Below are 19279 nucleotides of genomic sequence, written 5' to 3' on the forward strand. Positions count from 1 at the left end.
CCGACCTAAGTCGGCAAACGACATTACTTCACCATTGGCAAATTCAAACCTTGCTCTTTCGCACACTTAATGGCGATGTCATACCCCGCATCCGCATGGCGCATCACCCCTGTCGCAGGGTCATTGTGCAGAACACGCGCTAAGCGCTTATCCGCAGCATCAGTACCATCACAAACAATCACAACGCCCGAATGTTGAGAGAAGCCCATGCCAACGCCACCGCCATGATGCAAACTCACCCATGTCGCACCACCTGCTGTATTCAGTAGTGCATTCAGTAGTGGCCAATCAGAAACTGCATCAGAGCCGTCTTTCATGGATTCTGTTTCGCGGTGAGGACTAGCAACAGAGCCTGAATCTAAGTGGTCACGGCCAATCACAATAGGGCCTTTTAGCTCGCCATTTTTCACCATTTCGTTAAAAGCGCGTCCTAATCTTTCGCGGTCTTTTAAGCCAACCCAACAAATACGCGCTGGTAGCCCTTGGAAAGCAATTCGCTCACGCGCCATGTCTAGCCAGTTATGTAAATGCTTATCGTCAGGCAGTAATTCTTTGACTTTTTGGTCTGTTTTATAGATGTCTTCAGGGTCGCCAGACAACGCGACCCAACGGAATGGGCCAATGCCTTCACAAAACAGAGGACGAATATAGGCAGGAACAAAGCCTGGGAAATCAAAGGCATTTGCGACACCTTCATCTTTTGCCATTTGGCGAATGTTATTACCGTAATCAAACGCGGCCGATCCACGTTTTTGCATGGTTAACATGGCATCCACTTGCTCGGCCATACTTTTTTTCGCAGCGCTGGTCACTTCAGCGGGTGCAGTTTCTTGTTTTTCGCGCCATTGGCTTAATGTCCAACCTTGCGGTAAATAACCATGTACTGGGTCATGAGCACTAGTTTGGTCGGTGACTGAGTCAGGTGTGATATTGCGTTTCACTAATTCGCTATACACATCCGCTGCATTGCCTAATAGGCCAACAGAAACAGGCTTGCCAGAAACTTTGGCTTCCTCAATGTACTGCAGCGCTTCATCAAGAGAAGTCGCTTTTTTATCCACATAACGTGTTCTTAAACGGAAATCGATACGGCTTTCATCACACTCGACAGCAATCATACTAAACCCAGCCATAGTGGCCGCTAATGGCTGTGCACCGCCCATCCCGCCTAATCCACCAGTTAGGATCCAACGCCCTGCGGCCTTACCATTAAAATGTTGTTTTGCTAGTGAAACAAAGGTTTCGTAAGTACCTTGGACGATCCCTTGGGAACCGATGTAAATCCACGATCCTGCCGTCATTTGGCCGTACATCATCAAGCCTTTACGATCTAACTCATTGAAGTGATCCCAATTTGCCCAGTGTGGTACGATGTTGGAGTTAGCAATCAGAACGCGAGGCGCATCAGCGTGGGTTGGGAATACACCAACAGGTTTACCTGACTGGACTAACAGCGTTTGGTCGTCTTCCAGTGTTTTTAGCACTTCTAAAATTTTGTCGTAACACTCCCAATCACGGGCTGCACGACCAATGCCACCATACACCACAAGGCTTTGCGGGTGTTCAGCCACTTCAGGGTCAAGGTTGTTTTGGAGCATGCGGTAAACGGCTTCAGTCAGCCAACTTTTGCAGGTTTTTTCGCTGCCACGGGGTGCGCGGATCACACGTGTTGAGTCAGTACGGTTTAACATGGTTGTATCCCCTATCATCCATTTTTAATTAACGCTAAATTAACAACTTTTGGTGATAATAATCTGTGAGGTACTTTGTTAGTGACTGTACACTTTTATTTTAAGTCGATTAATCAATTGAAAATCAATTAATTAATGATTCACCAACTTGCTCAAAGCTATTTATTCACTGAAGCTATTTCTCTTGCATTTAAATATATATACATTTACTTCACAAAGTATATACATTTAATTTTGAAATTTTATACGAAGAGTGGAGGTCTGAAGGAAAGGGGAGTTATACAACAATAAGTAGCTCTCTGTTTCTATAGGAAAAGTTGTATATACATTTAATTTTATGTATATAAACAAGCAAATAATGGATTTGCGAGTCGCTTCACAGAACCTTGCAACAATGTATAGAGGTCAAATTTAAAGCCTCCTCCAAAATGCAGTACATAAAAAAACAAAAACGGGCCATCTATATTCATAGATGACCCGATAACCAAAAAAAGTGATTGATGACTTAATTTTCTAAATCATTCGCGTTGTGGCTAGGCGGCAAGTGAAGCTAAGCCCTAGGAACATACACAAGTATGTGACTAGGGTTAGCGAGTGAAGCCAACACCGCCACAGCACGAAGGATGACGAAAATTGGGAGCATACACAAGTATGTGACTAGAGTTAGCGAATGAAGCCAACACCGCCACAGCGCGAAGGATGACGAAAATTTTAGCCACCGAGATAAGCGCTGCGTACTGCCTCATTAGCCAATAACGCTTTCCCGCTATCTTCCAGCACTATGTGCCCATTTTCCAATACATACCCACGGTCAGCGAGTTTTAGGGCTTGATTCGCATTTTGCTCCACGAGGAAAATTGTCATTCCCTCTTCTCGCAGCTGCAAGATAGTGTCAAATATCTGCATAATGATGATTGGCGCTAGCCCCAATGAAGGCTCATCCAGTAGCAACAATTCAGGTTGGCTCATCAATGCTCGTCCGATTGCCAACATCTGCTGCTCCCCACCAGACATCGTCCCTGAACGCTGAGTACGACGCTCATATAGCCTAGGGAACAGCTTATACACTCGCTCAATGCGTTCTAGATACTGTTGGCGCGTGGCAAAAAAGCCGCCCATGGCAAGGTTTTCTTCCACAGTCATACGGGAAAAAACTCGTCGCCCCTCTGGTACAAGCGCAATATCTTCACGCATTATTTTTGAGGTCGGTAACTGAGTAATATCCACATCACGATACAATACTTGCCCTTCAGAAGCCCTTGGATCACCACAAAGCGTGCTTAAAAGCGTGGTTTTACCCGCCCCATTTGCCCCAATCAGGGTGACAATCTCCCCCTTTTGGATATTTAAGCTAATCTCATGTAATGCTTGAATTTTCCCATAATGAGCAGAAACTTTTTTAAACTCTAACATCAGTAAGCTTCCCCCAAATAGGCTTTAATAACATCAGGATGCTGACGTATTTCACTTGGTGTGCCATTCGCCAATGGTGTGCCCTGATTGACGACGTAAATGCGATCTGAAATCCCCATGACCAGCTTCATATCATGTTCAATCAATAAAATTGCAACATTATGATGAGTACGTAATTCGGCAATTAACTCATCCAAGTCATTGGTTTCTTTTGGGTTAAGCCCTGCTGCGGGTTCATCTAACATTAAAATTTCAGGGCGTGTCACCATGCAGCGTGCAATTTCTAACCGACGTTGCTGCCCATACGCCAAGTTACCCGCTTGCCGATTGGCAAATGGCAGTAAATCCACTCGTTCTAACCACTTAACCGCATTATCTAAAGCCGCAGACTCTGCACGGCGAAACGCTGGGGTTTTCAACAGCCCTGAAAAAATGCCACTTTTTAAATGCTGATGCTGCGCGACTAGCAGGTTTTCGATGACAGTCATTTCTTTAAATAACCGCACATGTTGGAATGTACGGATCACACCAAGACGCGCAATAGCTTGCCCTGTTAGACCTTCGAGATGCTTTTCTCGATACAAAATCGTTCCACTAGTTGGCTTATAAAACCCTGTTAAGCAGTTGAAAATAGTTGTTTTTCCTGCGCCATTGGGCCCGATTAGAGAAACAATTTCCCCTTGATTAATGGTTAGCTCAACATTATTCACAGCAAGTAGACCACCGAAGCGCATGGTTAAACCGCTGACTTGTAATAAAGGCGTGGTTAATTGGCTCATACACCCTCTCCTTCAGGTATTTTTTTCACCTGAACCTGACGGCGTTTCATCGGCAATAAGCCTTGCGGCCGCCAAATCATCATTAGCACCATCAATGCCCCCAGCAGTAACATGCTGTATTGGTTGAGGTCACGCATCATCTCCCTTGATACAACTAAGATAATCGCCGCTAAAATAACAGAGGTTTGTGAGCCCATTCCACCCAGTACCACGATGGCTAAAACAAACGCGGACTCAACAAATGTAAATGATTCAGGGCTAATAAACCCTTGCCTTGCGGCAAATAACGTTCCCGCAAACCCCGCAAATGCGGCACTGATAGTGAATGCAGTGAGTTTGATACGCGTCGGGCTTAAGCCAAGTGAACGGCACGCAATTTCATCTTCACGCAGAGCTTCCCAAGCGCGGCCTAATGGCATCCGCAGTAATCGATTGATCACAAATAGGGTTAAAACCACCAGCAATAAAGCGACAAAATAAAGGAAAATGATCCGATCGCCTGGATTGTAATCTAACCCAAAAAAGTTATGGAAAGTATCCCAGCCATCTTTTGCTGTTCGGCTAAATTCAAGGCCAAAAAATGTCGGTTTTGGCAATTGGCTGATCCCATTCGGCCCTCCCGTAATCTCCGTATTATTCAGTAATAAAATACGAACAATTTCCCCAAAACCCAACGTTACGATGGCGAGGTAATCTCCCCTTAACCTTAGAACTGGAAAGCCCAGTAAAAAACCAGCCAATGCGGCTGTTAGCCCTGCTATTGGTAAGCTTTCCCAGAAACCAAAGCCATAATAATGGTTTAGCAAACCAAAGGTATAAGCGCCAATCGCATAAAAGCCGGCATAACCTAAAACCAATAAGCCAGATAAACCCACAACCACGTTTAACCCCAACCCTAACATTACATAAATAAGGGTTAAGGTGGCGATATCAACGCTTCCACGTGAAACAATAAATGGCCAAATGATGGCTGCGATAATGATAACAACAGCAAGAATTTTTTGCTTAGTCGTCGAGCCGTCAAAATCAGGGATCGACCACGCTTTTTTAGGTACACCTTGCCAAACCTTGCTTAAGGTTGGGCGAACCAATTGATAAACAAAAATGATCGCAATCCCAGCGATGATCCAGTTCCAACGAACAGAATCTCCTACTGTTACCACCAACTTTGTACCATCCAAGGAAAGCTGTAAGCCCATCATAAATAAGGCTAAAATAAAGAAGGTTACCGATGCCACAATGGCATTAATCCAATTTTCTTTTCTCATACCTTTTCGACCTCCGGACGTCCCAGAATGCCGGTTGGCATGATTAACAGAACACCAATTAATAAACCAAATGACACAACATCCTTGTATTCAGTACTTAAATAAGCAGAAGTCATCGCCTCTGCAACTCCAAGGATCAAGCCACCTAACATAGCACCTGGAATACTGCCAATCCCACCTAATACTGCAGCAGTAAAAGCTTTCATGCCTGCCATAAAGCCAATGTAAGGATTGATCACACCATAAAATTGCCCCAATAAAACCCCTGCCACAGCAGCCATTGCAGCACCGATCACAAAGGTGAGTGAGATAACACGGTCAGTATTGATCCCCAATAAACTGGCCATTTTGAGATCTTCAGCACAAGCACGGCAAGCACGCCCCATTTTCGAATAACGAATAAAAAGGGTTAATGCCAACATGGCAAGGAGCGTAACTACCCAAATAGTGAGCTGCATTTTTGTCACAGTTGCTTCAAAACCGTCGCTTTCCCCTAATATCCACTGGCCTGTAATTAAGCTAGGTAGTGCAAGATCGCGGGAGCCTTGAGACAAACTAACGTAGTTTTGCAAGAAGATTGACATCCCGATCGCTGAGATTAATGCGATCAGACGTTTAGAATGGCGTACTGGCCGATAAGCAACTCGCTCGATGCTCCAACCATAAGCACTGGAAACGATGATCGCCGCAATAAAGGCAGCTGCTACAAGGATCCAACCAACATCAATCCCTAGCATCATCAAACCTGCAATCACGATAAAAGAGACATAGCTCCCGATCATATATACTTCACCGTGGGCGAAGTTAATCATCCCAATGATGCCATACACCATCGTATAACCAATAGCGATCAACGCATAGGTGCTGCCAAGGGTTAATCCATTAAGAAATTGCTGAATAAAATAAAGAATTTGATCTGACATAAGACTTTCCTTTCGAACTGCTTGTCCTGAATAGAGAACAGAAGCCGGAAGCGAGTCAACTCACTTCCGGTTATTGTTCACTACGTTGGAACACTACTGGGTACTATTTTATAGGAGTGGAAGTCCCATCTTTGTGCCATTCAAACACGCCAAATTCGAACCCTTTCAGGTCACCATTTGGTTGCCAGCTCAGTGTGCCCATTACGGTATCTACTGGATTTGCTTTCAGATCTTTGACTAAATCTTCAGGTTCAATGCTCCCTGTACGTTCCATTGCTGTGGTTAAGCCTTGGATTGCTGCATAAGTTGTCCACACAAATGGCCCCGTTGGGTCTTCTTTTTTCGCTTTGATGGCATCAACAATTGGTTGGTTAGTTGCGACTTGGTCATAACGTTTTGGCAATGTCACTAACATCCCTTCAGACGCATCACCTGCAATGTTAGACAGCGAAGAGTTACCCACACCTTCAGGCCCCATAAAGCGAATATTCAGGCCTGCCTGTTTTGCTTGGCGTAAAATTTGCCCCATTTCTGGGTAGTAACCACCAAAGTAAACAAAGTCCACGTTCTCTTTTTTCAGCTTCGCAACTAAAGCAGAGAAATCTTTATCTCCAGCCGTGACACCTTCAAACATCACTTCTTTCGTACCTGCTTTATTGAGGCTTTCACGAACAGAACGCGCTAAACCTTCACCATATTGTTGTTTATCATGAACAACAGCGATACGTGATGGCTTAATTTCTTCAAGAATATATTTCGCTGCCGTAGGGCCTTGGTCAGAGTCCAATCCCGTTGTACGCAGCACCATTTGGTAACCACGTGTCGTTAAATCCGCATTGGTTGCCGCAGGCGTGATCATGATAATGCCTTCATCTTCATAGATATCCGATGCAGGTTGTGTGGAAGAGGAGCATAAATGACCAATAACATGGCGAATTCCGTCATTGATGACTTTGTTTGCAACCGCAACCGCCTGTTTCGGGTCACATGCATCATCGTATTCAACGGCAACTAATGTGTTGCCATTGATCCCACCCTTTGCATTTATATCTGCAATCGCTTGGCGAGCACCTGTAAACTCCATATCACCATATTGTGCGACAGGGCCAGACATCGCACCCACAACGGCTATTTTAATTTCCTTCGCCCATCCTGCTGAGCTGAACGCCATTGCGATACAGCCCGCTAATAATGCTTTATTCATATTCTTCATTTTATCGTCCCCGTCTTCATGGTTCTGAGTGTTTGTGTTTGATTTATAATCGTTTATTATGGTTGACAGGTACAATGCCTGATATTTCAAAATACAGCTAATAAGGCTATATATTTCATGGTATTAAACAAGATAATTATGCTAAATAGCAAATGGATATGGTAGGTTATTACGTTAGATGCAGAATAAAAAACTGATGTGTTTAAGTAGGTTTTTTGTAAATACTAGTGTTATATTCTAGTTAAATTTAAATTAATCCGAGCGAAACTCGGAAAATGCAGTCTGACAAAATTTTTCTCTCTAAAATCAAAAAATCGGTTACAGATCACTCTGGCAGGACGAGTAGCTGCAACCCTTGCAGGGAAACAGATAAAACATCATGAGACTCACTATTATCCCTTTGGTCAATCCTACTGAGCAGCAGTATCAAGACTTGGATAAAATCTGGCCAGACCAGAACATTGATAAACGTGTACAACCGTTCGGTGAAATGCACTTAATTTATGCAGCCCGCTTTAATGATAGATTACTTGCCGCAGCAAAAGTCACCATTAACCAAAGACAAGGCATTATTGATGATTTTTGCGTGCGAGAAGTTACTCGTAGGCGCGGTGTTGGCCTTTATTTATTACAAGAAATACGCCAAGCACACCCAGAAGTCATGGTATGGCAATTTAAGTTTAATCAGTTAGATGAAAAACAAGTTCAAGTCATGCATGCATTTTTAACCACTTGTGGATTTCACACCACTTCACAGACTGGTGTATGGGAATTCATCGTAGGCCATTTTAATGAAATTAAATAAAATTCACCATATTGCGATTATTGCTTCCCACTATGAAGTCAGTAAAGATTTTTACTGCCGCATTTTAGGGCTGAATTTACTTAGTGAACATTATCGCCCTCACAATGACTCATGGAAGGCCGATTTAGCATTTGGTGAACACTATCAAATTGAATTATTTGGCTTTCCAAACCCACCAGCAAGGCCTAGTTACCCAGAAGCAGCAGGGCTTCGCCATTTGGCTTTTAGCGTTGATAAGTTAGATGAGTGGATTGCCTATTTAACAAAACAAGGTATTGCATGTGAAGCGGTGAGAACTGATCCCTATACACAAAAACGATTTACGTTTTTTGCTGACCCTGATGGCCTGCCATTAGAGCTGTATAGCGAAGAATAAATAAGAAATATAATCTGTTATATAAACGAATGAAAACAATTATCTGCATCTATATCCCCTTAAAGGCAATAAATGCAGATAACTTTAGAATGAAATAAACTACATTTCGTCGTCGCTTTCTTCCATCGCTAAACGCAATTTTTTCATTGCGTTTTTTTCCAACTGACGAACACGTTCCGCAGAAACACCGTATTTATCGGCTAATTCCTGTAATGTGGTTTTGTTGTCGTCATCTAACCAACGAGCACGAATGATATCTTGGCTGCGCTCATCTAATGAGTCTAGCGCATCCGCTAAACGATCAGTTGCATGACTTTCCCAGTTATCATCTTCAATTGAGCCAGCAAAGTCAGATGATTTATCCTGTAAAAATAATACAGGCGCGACAGGGCCTCCGAAATCAGCACTGTCATCGTCATCTGACATATCAAATGCCATGTCTTGCGCCGCCATGCGTGATTCCATTTCGCGGACATCTTTGGTACTCACACCAAGCTCTTGGGCAACCATATCGACTTCGTCTTGATTAAACCAACCAAGACGCTTCTTATTTTTTCTTAAGTTGAAAAATAATTTACGCTGCGATTTTGTGGTGGCAACTTTAACAATTCGCCAATTACGCAGAACATATTCATGAATTTCCGCTTTGATCCAATGCACAGCAAAGGAAACGAGGCGCACTCCCACTTCAGGGTTAAAACGGCGCACAGCTTTCATCAGGCCGATATTGCCCTCCTGAATTAAGTCCGCTTGCGGTAAACCATAACCTGCATAACTACGAGCAACGTGAATAACAAAGCGCAAATGCGATAAAATCAGTTGCTTTGCAGCATCCAGATCGCCGTTATAATGCAGCCGTTCAGCAAGTTCCTTTTCTTCCTCAGCGGTGAGCATTGGGTAAGCATTAGCAGCCCGAACATAGGCTTCAATACTTCCTTGCGGAACAAGCGTTAATGATTGCATGTCTTTGGTCATTCAGATCCTCTATAAATATTAGGAATGAAATTTATTCGATGTTGATAACCATATAGGTTAACAATGAAAAAACGATATGCTGTAAACAAGTAGATAGTCTACCAGTTTCACCGCATTAAATAAATTATATACAAGAATTGTTAACGGTGGGTCAATATAGGACAAAACAATTCAGACTAAGTTCATTTTTAAAGCCAATATCTAATATAATCAAGGGCTAGGGTAACATAACCACCAATAGCCCTTACTAAAAATGACAAGAAAACAAACGGTTACTCAGGTGTAAAATGACGTAAATGTTGTAATGTGGCTAACCATGCTGCAATCCACCCCACCATCGCTGACAATAAAAGGATTAATAGGGATTCTTCCCAAAGTAACCCCTCAATATGAAATTGTGTGCCAAACACACTCGCGACTTGTGCCACACCACTACCTAGTTGCCAAACCAATAAGAAGGTCATGATCAGCGAAATAATCGCCCCCACACCACCGAGCACAATGCCGCCATTTAAGAATGGCCGCATAATAAAGCCATCTGTCGCACCAATTAATTTCATTACATTAATGGTGTCTCGCCTTGCGAAAATGTTGAGACGAACACTATTACCTATCACTAAGAACAAAGACACAATCATGAGAATACCAATGACTGAGGCTATTTTGCCCACCAGGCTCGTCAAGGCAGCAAGCCGCGCAAACCAGCTATCATCCATACGTACTTCTTCAATACCATCAACTTGGCCGACTCTATCCCTTAATGTCGTTAAGACATCCGACCCTTCAAAATCAATTTTGGGTGTGATGATAGCCACAGCAGGCAATGGGTTTTCTTCTAACATATCCAATGCGGTACTAAAGCCTGACCAGCTGCGAAACTCGCTCATGGCTTGATCCCGTGATAAATAATTCACATGATCAACGCCTTCAAGTGCTTGCAGTTGCGTCACGACATTTTGCCCACCTTGTTCATCAAGGGATTTATCCAGATAAACCGTAAGTTGTGGCGTCGGATACCACTGTGCCGCAGCTTGAGATACGTTTTTCCAAACCACATAACATAAACTTGGCAAAGTTAATGAAATCGCAATCACCATGATGGTCAAAAAGGTTGCCAAAGGCTGTCTGAGCATATCTGCCAGTGCATTCAACCAAGAATAACGCCATTGTTCGCGCCATCCCCCTTTGAGTGCCTTGCTTTTTGATTGCATTGCACGTTCAGGCTTGGCTCTTCGAGCATTCTTAGCCATGTTGACCTCCAAGCATCCGACCTTCACTTAATGTCAGAACACGGTAGTTACGACGCTCAATCAACGCAACATCATGGGTTGCCATCAAAACCGTCACTCCCACACGGTTAAACTCTTCAAACAACCGCATAATCCCTTCCGATAATTCGCCATCAAGGTTACCCGTTGGCTCATCAGCCAAGAGCATTGTCGGCTTATTAACGACCGCGCGAGCAATACCCACTCGTTGTTGCTCACCGCCAGATAATTGAATCGGAAAATTTTTTGCTTTGTCTAATAAGCCCACTTTATCCAATGCTGCAGAAACACGCCGACGAATATCTTCCGTGCTTGCACCAGAGATAATCAAAGGCATCGCAACGTTGTCATACACGGTTCGGTCAAATAGTAAGTGATGGTCTTGAAAAATCATCCCAATCTGCCGACGCAGAAAAGGGATCTCCCGATTTTTCAATCGACTAATATCATGACCATTAAACAGAATATGACCCGCACTTGGGCGTTCTATGCCGCAAATGAGTTTGAGTAACGTACTTTTACCTGCGCCTGAGTGGCCTGTTAAAAATGCCATCTCCCCGGGTTGTAGATGAAAATCAACCCCTTGGAGAGCTTGGCGGCCACCGCGATAAGCTTTACTAACGTGTTCAAAGCGAATCATCGAAAATTATTCCTCTCGGGCAAATAGGGCCTCGATAAAGTCATCGGCTTTAAATGGACGTAAATCTTCAATCCCTTCACCGATACCAATATAACGAATTGGAATACCAAATTGATCGGCAATCGAGAAAATTACGCCACCTTTTGCTGTGCCATCGAGCTTAGTCAATGTTATACCTGTCAGACCGACCGCTTCATCAAAAAGTTTCGCCTGACTCACTGCATTTTGTCCAGTGCTCGCATCCAGCGTTAACATAATTTCATGCGGAGCATTTTCATCCAGCTTTTTCATCACTCGGACAATTTTTTTCAATTCTTCCATCAAGTGTGATTTATTTTGTAAGCGGCCTGCGGTATCCGCAATCAACACATCTACACCTTTGGCTTGGGCTGACTGAATAGCATCAAAAATAACAGACGCTGGATCTGCGCCTGTGTGCTGCGCAACAACAGGTATTTTATTGCGTTCACCCCAAACCTGTAATTGCTCAACCGCAGCGGCACGGAAAGTGTCCCCTGCAGCCAACATCACGCTTTTGCCTTCAGACTGATATTGGCGAGCTAATTTACCAATCGTGGTGGTTTTACCCACACCGTTAACCCCAACCATAAGAATAACATAGGGTTTTTTATCTTCGATCACGAGCGGTTTATCAACTTTCGCTAAAATATCAGACATTTCCTCACGCAATTTGCCATACAACGCTTCGGCATCTTTGAGATCTTTACGGCTTGCATGAGCCGTAAGGTTGTCGATAATTTTACGTGTTGTCTCAACGCCAACGTCCGCAATGAGTAGCTGTTCTTCTAATTCATCAAATAAATCATCGTCAATTTTCTTACCCGTAAATAAGCTAAGAAAGCCTGATCCCAGATTTTGGCGAGTTTTTAATAACCCTTTCTTCAGCCTAGCAAAGAAACCCTCTTTTTTCGGTTTTTCTTGCTCTTTTGATAAATTATTTTTTTCCTCTTCCAAACGAAGACGTTCAGCTTCTTCTTCCGCTAAACGCGCAGCTTCGGCAGCTTGGCGTTCTTGTTCCGCTTGTTCTTCCGCTAAACGCGCGGCTTCAGCAGCTTGGCGTTCTTGTTCCGCTTGTTCTTCTGCTAAACGCGCGGCTTCGGCAGCTTGACGTTCTTGTTCCGCTTGTTCTGCCGCTAAACGCGCAGCTTCAGCAGCTTGGCGTTCTTGTTCCGCTTGTTCTTCCGCTAAACGCGCGGCTTCGGCGGCTTGGCGTTCTTGTTCCGCTTGTTCTGCCGCTAAACGCGCAGCTTCAGCAGCTTGGCGTTCTTGTTCCGCTTGTTCTTCCGCTAAACGCGCGGCTTCGGCGGCTTGGCGTTCTTGCTCTGCTTGTTCTTCCGCTAAACGTGCTGCTTCTTGCAGTTCACTCTCAGCTTTGTCCTCTGCTGCTTTAATCGCAGCCAAATCGGCTTGACGTTGCTGCTCTGCGGCGTCTTCTGCGGCCTTGACTGCCGCCAATTCAGCTTCACGCTGACGTTCTAACACTTCTTCAGCAAGGCGTTGAGCCGCTTCTTCTTGACGATCACGCTCTGCCTTTTCTTCAGCTAAACGCGCTTCTTCTGCTGCAAAACGTTCCCGTTCCGCTTGCTCCTGCGCAGCTTGGATCGCCTCTAGCTGCGCCTTACGTTCAAGTTCTGCTTGTTCTGTCGCGGCTTCTATTGCGGCTTGTTGCGCTTCATACTGGCGCTCAGCTTCATCCTCTGCTGCTTTAATCGCAGCTTGCTCCGCTTGGTATTGACGTTCTGCTTCTGAGGCAGCGGCATCTTCTACAGTGTGTTGATTTTCAACTTCGTTTGCAGCTTCTTCCTGCTGAGCTTGTTGTTTTTGAGTCTCTTCTTCATTTTTACGACCAAAACCTAGCCATGAAAAAAAGCCTTTTTTCTTGTCTTTAGCCATCTGCCACTACACTCCTCGCGGTAAAAATATGGCGCTCGATAATCAAATCGCAATCAAATTACATGCAGTCTATCATTTCATCGCCTCGCAACACATATCTGAAAGAAAAATCCTGGCAATTTAATCGGAATTTTTATGTTAAAACGGTGAAAATGACACGCTATAATCGAAATTCAGCCAATTGGGGATAACAACACTGCAACTTATCGCCTGACAGGTATACAATGGTAACAATCATTTTTAAGTACACAATTAGCTAAGTAGCAATACACATTATGGCAAAAAAACCACAATCAGCCCCTTTAGGGCAAATTCGTATTATTGGTGGGAAGTGGCGTGGTAGAAAGTTACCAGTCCGTGATAGTGAGGGCTTACGTCCAACTACAGACCGCATCAAAGAAACGTTATTTAATTGGTTAATGCCAGTTATTCGTGATGCACGCTGCCTTGATTGCTTTGCAGGAAGTGGCTCACTCGGTTTTGAGGCGCTTTCACGTTTTGCGCAAAACGTCACGTTTATTGAGTTGGATAAACAAAACTCACAATTGCTCACTGAAAATAAAGCGCGTTTACAGGCAGAGGATGCAACCGTTATTACTAACAGTAGCCTGACCGTATTGAGCCAACAGGGAAGCCCTTTTGACGTGGTGTTTATTGACCCACCATTTCGTAAAGGCTTGCTCACAGAAACAATTCAATTACTCGAAAAAAACCAATGGTTAGCAGACGAAAGCTGGATATACGTAGAGTCAGAAGCGGAGTCACCACTTACTGACCTCCCAGCAAACTGGCAGCTTCATCGTGAAAAAATTGCGGGCCAAGTTGCCTATCGCTTATTTATTCGAACCTCACTTTAGGAAAAAAGTATGTTAATTAACGTTGGTCGCCTGCTTATGATTTGCGTTTGGGGTTTTATGGTATTCAACTTGATCCACCCATTTCCTAAGCCATTGAAATATTTTATGGATATCGCAATGGTTTTTATGATTTTCATGCATGCATTGCAAACCATTTTCCTAAAAGCCACATTACCTAAAGGCGAAAAAATCTCAGGTTTAGTGCAAACTCGCATCTTTTTCTTTGGGGTATTCGAAATGTTAGCGATGCAGAAAAAAACCAAAGCTGCCTTAGACGAAGCGAAAAAAAAACAATCAGGGCAATAAGTTAATTTGGCTCAAAACGGATAAAGCGCGTTCCTTGCAGAGTGAGTTTACCTTCTCGACCTAACTCAACATCGCGATATTGTTCTTCTGTTACAATGGATTTAATCACTTCGCCACTGGATAACGTTTTAAAGTAAATCTCGTAGCGAAAAGTTTCAGGAGAAACCACATCCCGTTCTCTGGAACGCATATTTGGATAAGGGTAATCTTTTTTGTTATCTACTTTTACTAAGTAACTAACTGGTAAAGAATTATCGTTGATTTCATTTTGCTTACGTTGGTCAAAAAAACGTTTAGTCGCAAGCACAGCAATGATTGCAATAACGATAATCAATAATATTGGTTTATTCATAATTTGTGCATTTCGCTTAAAAAGTTCCTAACTATAGTTTATCTTATTTGCAGAAACAGAACACGTTATCTCAGTGAGCGGCTCTTTGTCGTTTCATTTATTGAACTTATAAGGATATGTGTATGATTAGTTGGCCATTTCTTGCAGTGCTTTTTTCTGGCTGGTTATATGTCGATGCCGCCTATCGCGGTCCAGGATGGCAACGTTGGTTATTCCGCCCTATTACACTGTTATTATTACTTTTTTGGGGGTGGAGCTCAGATGATTTAAATCTACAAAATTACCTTATTCTTGGTGGTTTATTGGTTTCACTGATCGCAGATCTCTCGCGAATGTTTTCAAGTGAACACTTACTAACTTCTGTCGCGCTCATGTTCCTTAGCTACCTGATCTACACGATTAGCTTTGGTATGCAATTAAACTTTGGTTTATTTTTGCCTTGGTTAGCCGCGCCTCTGATTGTTGCTGCTGTAACACTTGTTCTTATTTGGGGCAAGTTGGAAAACCTACAAGCCATTGTTTTTGCTTCTTTAATAATGTGTATGATTATGGCTTGGGTCGCTGGCGACCAATATTTTGGCCTTGGCCGTGAATATAACTTCTCCATAATGGTAGGGGCATCGCTGCTTTTCTTATCTAACTGCGTGTGGTTAATTGCCCATTTTCGCTTACCATTCAAAGCCTCAAAAGCGGTTGTTGCTGCATTATATTTCCTTGGGCAATTCTTTATTGTCCGCGCAATTTATTTATAATGCCTCCGGCAATAAGTGCCAATTGATAAAAAATGCTATTTGAGAATTTTATCAATTGGCTTCCCTCTTTTCATTTGACTCTGGAGTAGACTCCAGAGTGTAGACTTATCAACAATCAGTGATGGAACTCATTATAGTTGGATAAGGGGGCGCTTATGCACTCACACTCTCATAAAGAAAATCATACACATACAAGCTCTTGCTGTTCAAGCACAAGTGCATGTTCATCCACTGTGCCACAAAAAAGTGCACAGGCGAGTAATGACTCACATGTTCATGAGCATAGTGACGTCAAAAAACACCCTGATGACGATGAGGAATCCCACCGACACAGTGGTGGATGTCACTCAGGTCACAACCATGGAGAGCATGCCCATGGGGCTCACGAGCACCAACACGGCGGTAGCTGTGGAGTAGCGGCAAACACCACTGATGAAGTTGAGCCTTTGCAAGCCGCTGGACAGCGTTTTAGCTGGATTATCCGTGGGATGGATTGCCCAAGCTGCGCCAATAAAATTGAAAATGCGGTTGGCCAAATCGACGACGTCAAACAAGCCAAAGTCTTGTTTGCTACTGAAAAATTAGTGGTTGATGCAAATACTGACATCAGTGCAGCGGTTCGTTCTACCGTAGAAGCGGCTGGCTATGAATTACTCGACGTCGGTAGTAATAATGCGGCGGCTATTGCTCCACCACAAAGCTTACTTAGCGAAGCTAAGTCAGTCATTATCTTAGCAATATTGATGGCAATCAGCTGGGGAATTGAGGCATTTAGTCCAAAAGTCGGGAACATCGCCTTTATTTTAACGACGTTATATGGGTTATATCCAATCGCAAGCAAATCATTACGTTTAATTCGTACTGGTACTCCTTTTGCTATCGAAACATTGATGACCGTTGCCGCTGTAGGGGCAATTTTTATTCAAGCTACAGAAGAAGCCGCTATGGTTATCTTACTGTTTATGCTAGGAGAAATGCTCGAGTCCTACTCAGCAGGTCGAGCTCGTCGCGGGGTCAGCGCATTAATGGCTCTGGTTCCAGAAGATGCAATTCTCATTAAAGATGGGCAAAAAACCACAGTTCCTGTTGCACAACTGCGCCCTGGGGACATTATTGAAGTCGCACCAGGCGGGCGTTTACCAACGGACGCTGTGTTAGTTTCAGGTTTTGCGAGCTTTGATGAAAGTGCACTAACAGGGGAATCCGTTCCTGTTGAACGCAACGCAGGTGAAAAAGTCGCAGCAGGTTGCTTATCCGTTGACCGTGCAGTGCAAATGAAAGTGGTTTCAGAGCAAGGCCAAAACGCGATTGACCGTATTTTGCAGCTGATTGAAGAAGCAGAAGAACGCCGTGCACCTATTGAGCGCTTTATCGACCGCTTCAGCCGTATTTATACGCCGATTATCATGTTAATTTCAGCGTTAGTGATTATTATTCCACCGATTTTCTTTTCTGCACCTTGGGAAACATGGATCTACCGCGGTTTAACATTACTCTTAATTGGTTGTCCATGTGCGCTTGTGATATCAACGCCTGCGGCAATAACCTCAGCCCTTGCAACAGCAACACGTCGTGGCGCATTGATAAAGGGTGGTGCAGCACTTGAGCAACTCGGTACCATCACCACTATCGCATTAGATAAAACAGGTACACTGACAGAAGGTAAACCCCACGTTACTAACTTGGTTCCTGCTGATGGAATGACCGAAAGTGAATTAGTCCAGATCACAGCATCTGTTGAGGTTGGTTCACACCACCCATTAGCAAAAGCGGTGGTAAATAAAGCAGAAGAGCTCTCTTTAGTTGTGACTGAAGCACAAGGCCGTAAAGCGCTTGCAGGAAAAGGTGTCGAAGGGTTCCTGAATAATAAGCACATACTAGTCAGTGCACCAAATCGCTTAGAGGTGCCGTTAGAAAATGAATGGCAAAGCAAAGTTGAAGCATTGGAAGCTGAAGGTAAAACGGTCGTTGTCACATTGGAAGATAACCGAGTTATTGGTTTAACTGCGCTGCAAGACACACTGCGCACAGATGCTACTGATGCGATGAGCATGCTCAAAGCGCTCAATGTTAATGCCGTCATGTTAACGGGGGATAACCCGCGTGCTGCTGGAGCAATTGCAGGCCAGTTAGGTATGGAGTTCCGTGCGGGTTTACTACCAGAAGATAAAGTTACCGCAGTTATGGAGCTAAACCGCAACCATAGCACTATGATGGTAGGGGATGGCATTAACGATGCACCTGCAATGAAAGCTTCGAGTATCGGTGTGGCAATGGGTAGTGGTACTGACGTTGCGTTAGAAACCGCGGATGCCGCTTTAACTCATAACCGTTTAACGGGCTTACCAGAAATTATTGCGCTATCCCGTGCAACGCGGAAAATTATCCGTGAAAACATCACGATAGCGCTTGGACTAAAAGGCGTATTTTTAGTCACCAGTTTACTCGGGATCACTGGACTTTGGGTAGCAGTGCTTGCGGATTCAGGTGCAACCGCACTTGTAACCGCAAATGCTGTACGGTTACTTCGAGTAAAATTACCTCAAGTGAAAAAGTAGTGTTTCATCACCTAAGTAAAGCGCCCGATGTGGCGCTTTTTTTTCGAACCCTAAATTAATATAATCATTTATTACAATAAGTTAATTGTCATTTCATACGTGATTTTAGGACAAACTTTTTATCCGTGAGTCCGAAAGTTGCGTAAAATTACCCACATAAGCAAGCTCTCTGTTGAGTGGGAAATCAATATGGTAAAACAGCGCAATTCAACACCCCATGACGCCGCCTTTAAAGGGTTTATGTCTAAAGTTGATAATGCGCGTGACTTTTTTGATATTCACCTTCCCGCCAATATTAAGCAATTATGCCATTTCGATACATTAGCGATAACCAACACATCTTTTATCGATAAACAGCTGCGTTCGCGTTTCTCTGATGTGCTGTATACCGTCGAAACACAGCAAGGTGATGGGTATATTTATATGTTAGTTGAGCACCAATCATCGCCAGATAAGCTAATGGGATGGCGGTTGATGCACTACGCTTTTTTAGCCATGAATCAGCATCTACAACAAGGCAATAAAGACTTACCGTTGGTTGTGCCTGTATTATTTTACCACGGAAAAGTGAGCCCTTATCCATATGCTCAACCTTGGACACATTGCTTTCATTGGCCAGATATCGCAACAGATTTGTATAGCAAAACATTTCCCATTGTTGATATCACGGTTATTGATGACGATGAACTCGTCAATCATCGCAAAGTCGCCGTCATGGAGCTTGCAATGAAACACAAGGACTTACGCGATGAATTTCAACGGGTTGTTCCTTTGTTGGCTCAAGCGCTCAACCAGCACTATAATAATGACGATGACATCATCACGATTCTTAATTATCTCTTTATTACCGTGGACTCTATTCATTTTGAATACATTGTCCAGCAACTGAGTGAAACAACAGAAAAGCATCAGGGGGTTATCATGAATATTGCGCTGAGATTACAAGAAAAAGGCCGTAAAGAAGGCATTGAAGAAGGTATTGAAAGAGGTATTAAGGAAGGCTTTGGAAAAGGCATTGAGGAAGGCCGAAAAGAAGCTTATCAACAACAACTGGCCACTGCTCGGTGTCTATTAGAAAGCGGTATCAAATTGGAGTTGGTCATTAAAAGCACAGGCTTAAGCCGTGAAGAGATACACTCGGAATCAAAATAGATTAAGCACTTTAAAAACAAGCGATTAAGCTGTTTTT

The 19279-nt window shown here is 43.6% G+C and carries 18 protein-coding genes; 7 read left to right on the forward strand and 11 right to left on the reverse strand.

From position 1 onward, the window contains the following. Nucleotides 1-23 precede the first annotated feature (23 nt). The 6 genes from hutU to KDJ85_RS03995 all read right to left on the reverse strand — a co-directional run bounded on the left by hutU (nt 24) and on the right by KDJ85_RS03995 (nt 7287). Nucleotides 24-1691 (reverse strand): urocanate hydratase, encoded by a 1668-nt coding sequence (hutU, locus tag KDJ85_RS03970; protein WP_225818559.1) that lies wholly within the window; start codon nt 1689-1691, stop codon nt 24-26. 711 nt (nt 1692-2402) lie between these two features. Continuing rightward, nucleotides 2403-3104 carry a high-affinity branched-chain amino acid ABC transporter ATP-binding protein LivF gene (livF, locus tag KDJ85_RS03975; protein ID WP_225818560.1) on the reverse strand — a complete coding sequence of 234 codons (702 nt, stop codon included), beginning with the start codon at nt 3102-3104 and terminating at the stop codon, nt 2403-2405. Further along, complete coding sequence (gene livG, locus KDJ85_RS03980) at nt 3104-3883, reverse strand: high-affinity branched-chain amino acid ABC transporter ATP-binding protein LivG (RefSeq protein WP_225818561.1); 780 nt, start codon at nt 3881-3883, stop codon at nt 3104-3106. Before livG ends, livF begins: the two co-directional genes overlap by 1 nt. Further along, on the reverse strand, nt 3880-5151 hold the full coding sequence (locus tag KDJ85_RS03985; RefSeq protein ID WP_225818562.1) for a high-affinity branched-chain amino acid ABC transporter permease LivM: 1272 nt from the start codon (nt 5149-5151) through the stop codon (nt 3880-3882). Before KDJ85_RS03985 ends, livG begins: the two co-directional genes overlap by 4 nt. Further along, nucleotides 5148-6074 carry a high-affinity branched-chain amino acid ABC transporter permease LivH gene (livH, locus tag KDJ85_RS03990; RefSeq protein WP_225818563.1) on the reverse strand — a complete coding sequence of 309 codons (927 nt, stop codon included), beginning with the start codon at nt 6072-6074 and terminating at the stop codon, nt 5148-5150. Before livH ends, KDJ85_RS03985 begins: the two co-directional genes overlap by 4 nt. A 103-nt stretch (nt 6075-6177) precedes the next feature. Then, on the reverse strand, nt 6178-7287 hold the full coding sequence (locus tag KDJ85_RS03995) for a branched-chain amino acid ABC transporter substrate-binding protein (protein ID WP_225818564.1): 1110 nt from the start codon (nt 7285-7287) through the stop codon (nt 6178-6180). A gap of 379 nt (nt 7288-7666) precedes the next feature. Between KDJ85_RS03995 and panM the strand changes: the two genes are divergently transcribed. Together panM and KDJ85_RS04005 are read left to right on the forward strand one after the other, a co-directional pair. Further along, nucleotides 7667-8092 (forward strand): aspartate 1-decarboxylase autocleavage activator PanM, encoded by a 426-nt coding sequence (gene panM, locus KDJ85_RS04000; RefSeq protein WP_225818565.1) that lies wholly within the window; start codon nt 7667-7669, stop codon nt 8090-8092. Then, a complete protein-coding gene (locus KDJ85_RS04005) occupies nt 8079-8468 on the forward strand; it encodes a VOC family protein (protein WP_225818566.1) in 390 nt (129 codons plus the stop codon). Before panM ends, KDJ85_RS04005 begins: the two co-directional genes overlap by 14 nt. Nucleotides 8469-8567: 99 nt before the next feature. Here the strand turns inward: KDJ85_RS04005 and rpoH are convergent, their stop codons facing one another. From rpoH to ftsY, 4 genes are all read right to left on the reverse strand, one after another. Next, nucleotides 8568-9443 carry an RNA polymerase sigma factor RpoH gene (rpoH, locus tag KDJ85_RS04010; protein WP_225818567.1) on the reverse strand — a complete coding sequence of 292 codons (876 nt, stop codon included), beginning with the start codon at nt 9441-9443 and terminating at the stop codon, nt 8568-8570. A 272-nt stretch (nt 9444-9715) separates the two neighbouring features. Then, nucleotides 9716-10693 (reverse strand): permease-like cell division protein FtsX, encoded by a 978-nt coding sequence (ftsX, locus tag KDJ85_RS04015; protein ID WP_225818568.1) that lies wholly within the window; start codon nt 10691-10693, stop codon nt 9716-9718. Then, nucleotides 10686-11351, reverse strand: a complete 666-nt coding sequence (ftsE, locus tag KDJ85_RS04020) for a cell division ATP-binding protein FtsE (RefSeq protein WP_206083498.1) — start codon at nt 11349-11351, stop codon at nt 10686-10688. The genes ftsX and ftsE overlap by 8 nt, the downstream gene beginning before the upstream one ends. A gap of 6 nt (nt 11352-11357) precedes the next feature. Then, nucleotides 11358-13265: a signal recognition particle-docking protein FtsY gene (gene ftsY / locus KDJ85_RS04025; protein ID WP_225818569.1), complete on the reverse strand. Its 1908-nt coding sequence runs from the start codon at nt 13263-13265 to the stop codon at nt 11358-11360. Between the two features lie 275 nt (nt 13266-13540). Here ftsY and rsmD point away from each other — a divergent pair, with 275 nt between their 5' ends. Then, on the forward strand, nt 13541-14122 hold the full coding sequence (gene rsmD, locus KDJ85_RS04030) for a 16S rRNA (guanine(966)-N(2))-methyltransferase (RefSeq protein WP_225818570.1): 582 nt from the start codon (nt 13541-13543) through the stop codon (nt 14120-14122). 9 nt (nt 14123-14131) lie between these two features. After that, the gene (locus KDJ85_RS04035; RefSeq protein ID WP_206083495.1) at nt 14132-14428 is read left to right on the forward strand and encodes a DUF1145 family protein; all 297 of its coding nucleotides are present in this window, start codon (nt 14132-14134) and stop codon (nt 14426-14428) included. A gap of 1 nt (nt 14429) precedes the next feature. On the opposite strand, the gene KDJ85_RS04040 is transcribed toward KDJ85_RS04035, so the two are convergent. Beyond that, entirely contained in the window at nt 14430-14780 is a 351-nt protein-coding gene (locus tag KDJ85_RS04040) for a DUF2500 family protein (protein ID WP_225818571.1), read from the reverse strand. A gap of 122 nt (nt 14781-14902) precedes the next feature. On the opposite strand from KDJ85_RS04040, the gene KDJ85_RS04045 reads away from it, so the two are divergent. From KDJ85_RS04045 to KDJ85_RS04055, 3 genes are all read left to right on the forward strand, one after another. Next, complete coding sequence (locus KDJ85_RS04045) at nt 14903-15532, forward strand: lysoplasmalogenase (RefSeq protein WP_225818572.1); 630 nt, start codon at nt 14903-14905, stop codon at nt 15530-15532. A gap of 155 nt (nt 15533-15687) precedes the next feature. After that, nucleotides 15688-18090, forward strand: coding sequence for a zinc/cadmium/mercury/lead-transporting ATPase (locus tag KDJ85_RS04050; protein WP_225818573.1), 2403 nt, complete (start codon nt 15688-15690; stop codon nt 18088-18090). A 189-nt stretch (nt 18091-18279) separates the two neighbouring features. Then, entirely contained in the window at nt 18280-19242 is a 963-nt protein-coding gene (locus KDJ85_RS04055; protein WP_225818574.1) for an Rpn family recombination-promoting nuclease/putative transposase, read from the forward strand. The last annotated feature ends 37 nt before the right edge of the window (nt 19243-19279 follow it).

It is taken from the genome of Providencia vermicola (genome assembly GCF_020381325.1).
In the GTDB taxonomy this organism is placed as follows: Bacteria; Pseudomonadota; Gammaproteobacteria; order Enterobacterales; family Enterobacteriaceae; genus Providencia; species Providencia vermicola.

What these genes read in the sequence shown, in the direction of transcription:
- hutU (WP_225818559.1), bottom strand. Translation starts at nt 1,691, where the DNA reads ATGTTAAACCGTACTGACTCAACACGTGTGATCCGCGCACCCCGTGGC.
- livF (WP_225818560.1), bottom strand. Translation starts at nt 3,104, where the DNA reads ATGTTAGAGTTTAAAAAAGTTTCTGCTCATTATGGGAAAATTCAAGCA.
- livG (WP_225818561.1), bottom strand. Translation starts at nt 3,883, where the DNA reads ATGAGCCAATTAACCACGCCTTTATTACAAGTCAGCGGTTTAACCATG.
- KDJ85_RS03985 (WP_225818562.1), bottom strand. Translation starts at nt 5,151, where the DNA reads ATGAGAAAAGAAAATTGGATTAATGCCATTGTGGCATCGGTAACCTTC.
- livH (WP_225818563.1), bottom strand. Translation starts at nt 6,074, where the DNA reads ATGTCAGATCAAATTCTTTATTTTATTCAGCAATTTCTTAATGGATTA.
- KDJ85_RS03995 (WP_225818564.1), bottom strand. Translation starts at nt 7,287, where the DNA reads ATGAAGAATATGAATAAAGCATTATTAGCGGGCTGTATCGCAATGGCG.
- panM (WP_225818565.1), top strand. Translation starts at nt 7,667, where the DNA reads ATGAGACTCACTATTATCCCTTTGGTCAATCCTACTGAGCAGCAGTAT.
- KDJ85_RS04005 (WP_225818566.1), top strand. Translation starts at nt 8,079, where the DNA reads ATGAAATTAAATAAAATTCACCATATTGCGATTATTGCTTCCCACTAT.
- rpoH (WP_225818567.1), bottom strand. Translation starts at nt 9,443, where the DNA reads ATGACCAAAGACATGCAATCATTAACGCTTGTTCCGCAAGGAAGTATT.
- ftsX (WP_225818568.1), bottom strand. Translation starts at nt 10,693, where the DNA reads ATGGCTAAGAATGCTCGAAGAGCCAAGCCTGAACGTGCAATGCAATCA.
- ftsE (WP_206083498.1), bottom strand. Translation starts at nt 11,351, where the DNA reads ATGATTCGCTTTGAACACGTTAGTAAAGCTTATCGCGGTGGCCGCCAA.
- ftsY (WP_225818569.1), bottom strand. Translation starts at nt 13,265, where the DNA reads ATGGCTAAAGACAAGAAAAAAGGCTTTTTTTCATGGCTAGGTTTTGGT.
- rsmD (WP_225818570.1), top strand. Translation starts at nt 13,541, where the DNA reads ATGGCAAAAAAACCACAATCAGCCCCTTTAGGGCAAATTCGTATTATT.
- KDJ85_RS04035 (WP_206083495.1), top strand. Translation starts at nt 14,132, where the DNA reads ATGTTAATTAACGTTGGTCGCCTGCTTATGATTTGCGTTTGGGGTTTT.
- KDJ85_RS04040 (WP_225818571.1), bottom strand. Translation starts at nt 14,780, where the DNA reads ATGAATAAACCAATATTATTGATTATCGTTATTGCAATCATTGCTGTG.
- KDJ85_RS04045 (WP_225818572.1), top strand. Translation starts at nt 14,903, where the DNA reads ATGATTAGTTGGCCATTTCTTGCAGTGCTTTTTTCTGGCTGGTTATAT.
- KDJ85_RS04050 (WP_225818573.1), top strand. Translation starts at nt 15,688, where the DNA reads ATGCACTCACACTCTCATAAAGAAAATCATACACATACAAGCTCTTGC.
- KDJ85_RS04055 (WP_225818574.1), top strand. Translation starts at nt 18,280, where the DNA reads ATGGTAAAACAGCGCAATTCAACACCCCATGACGCCGCCTTTAAAGGG.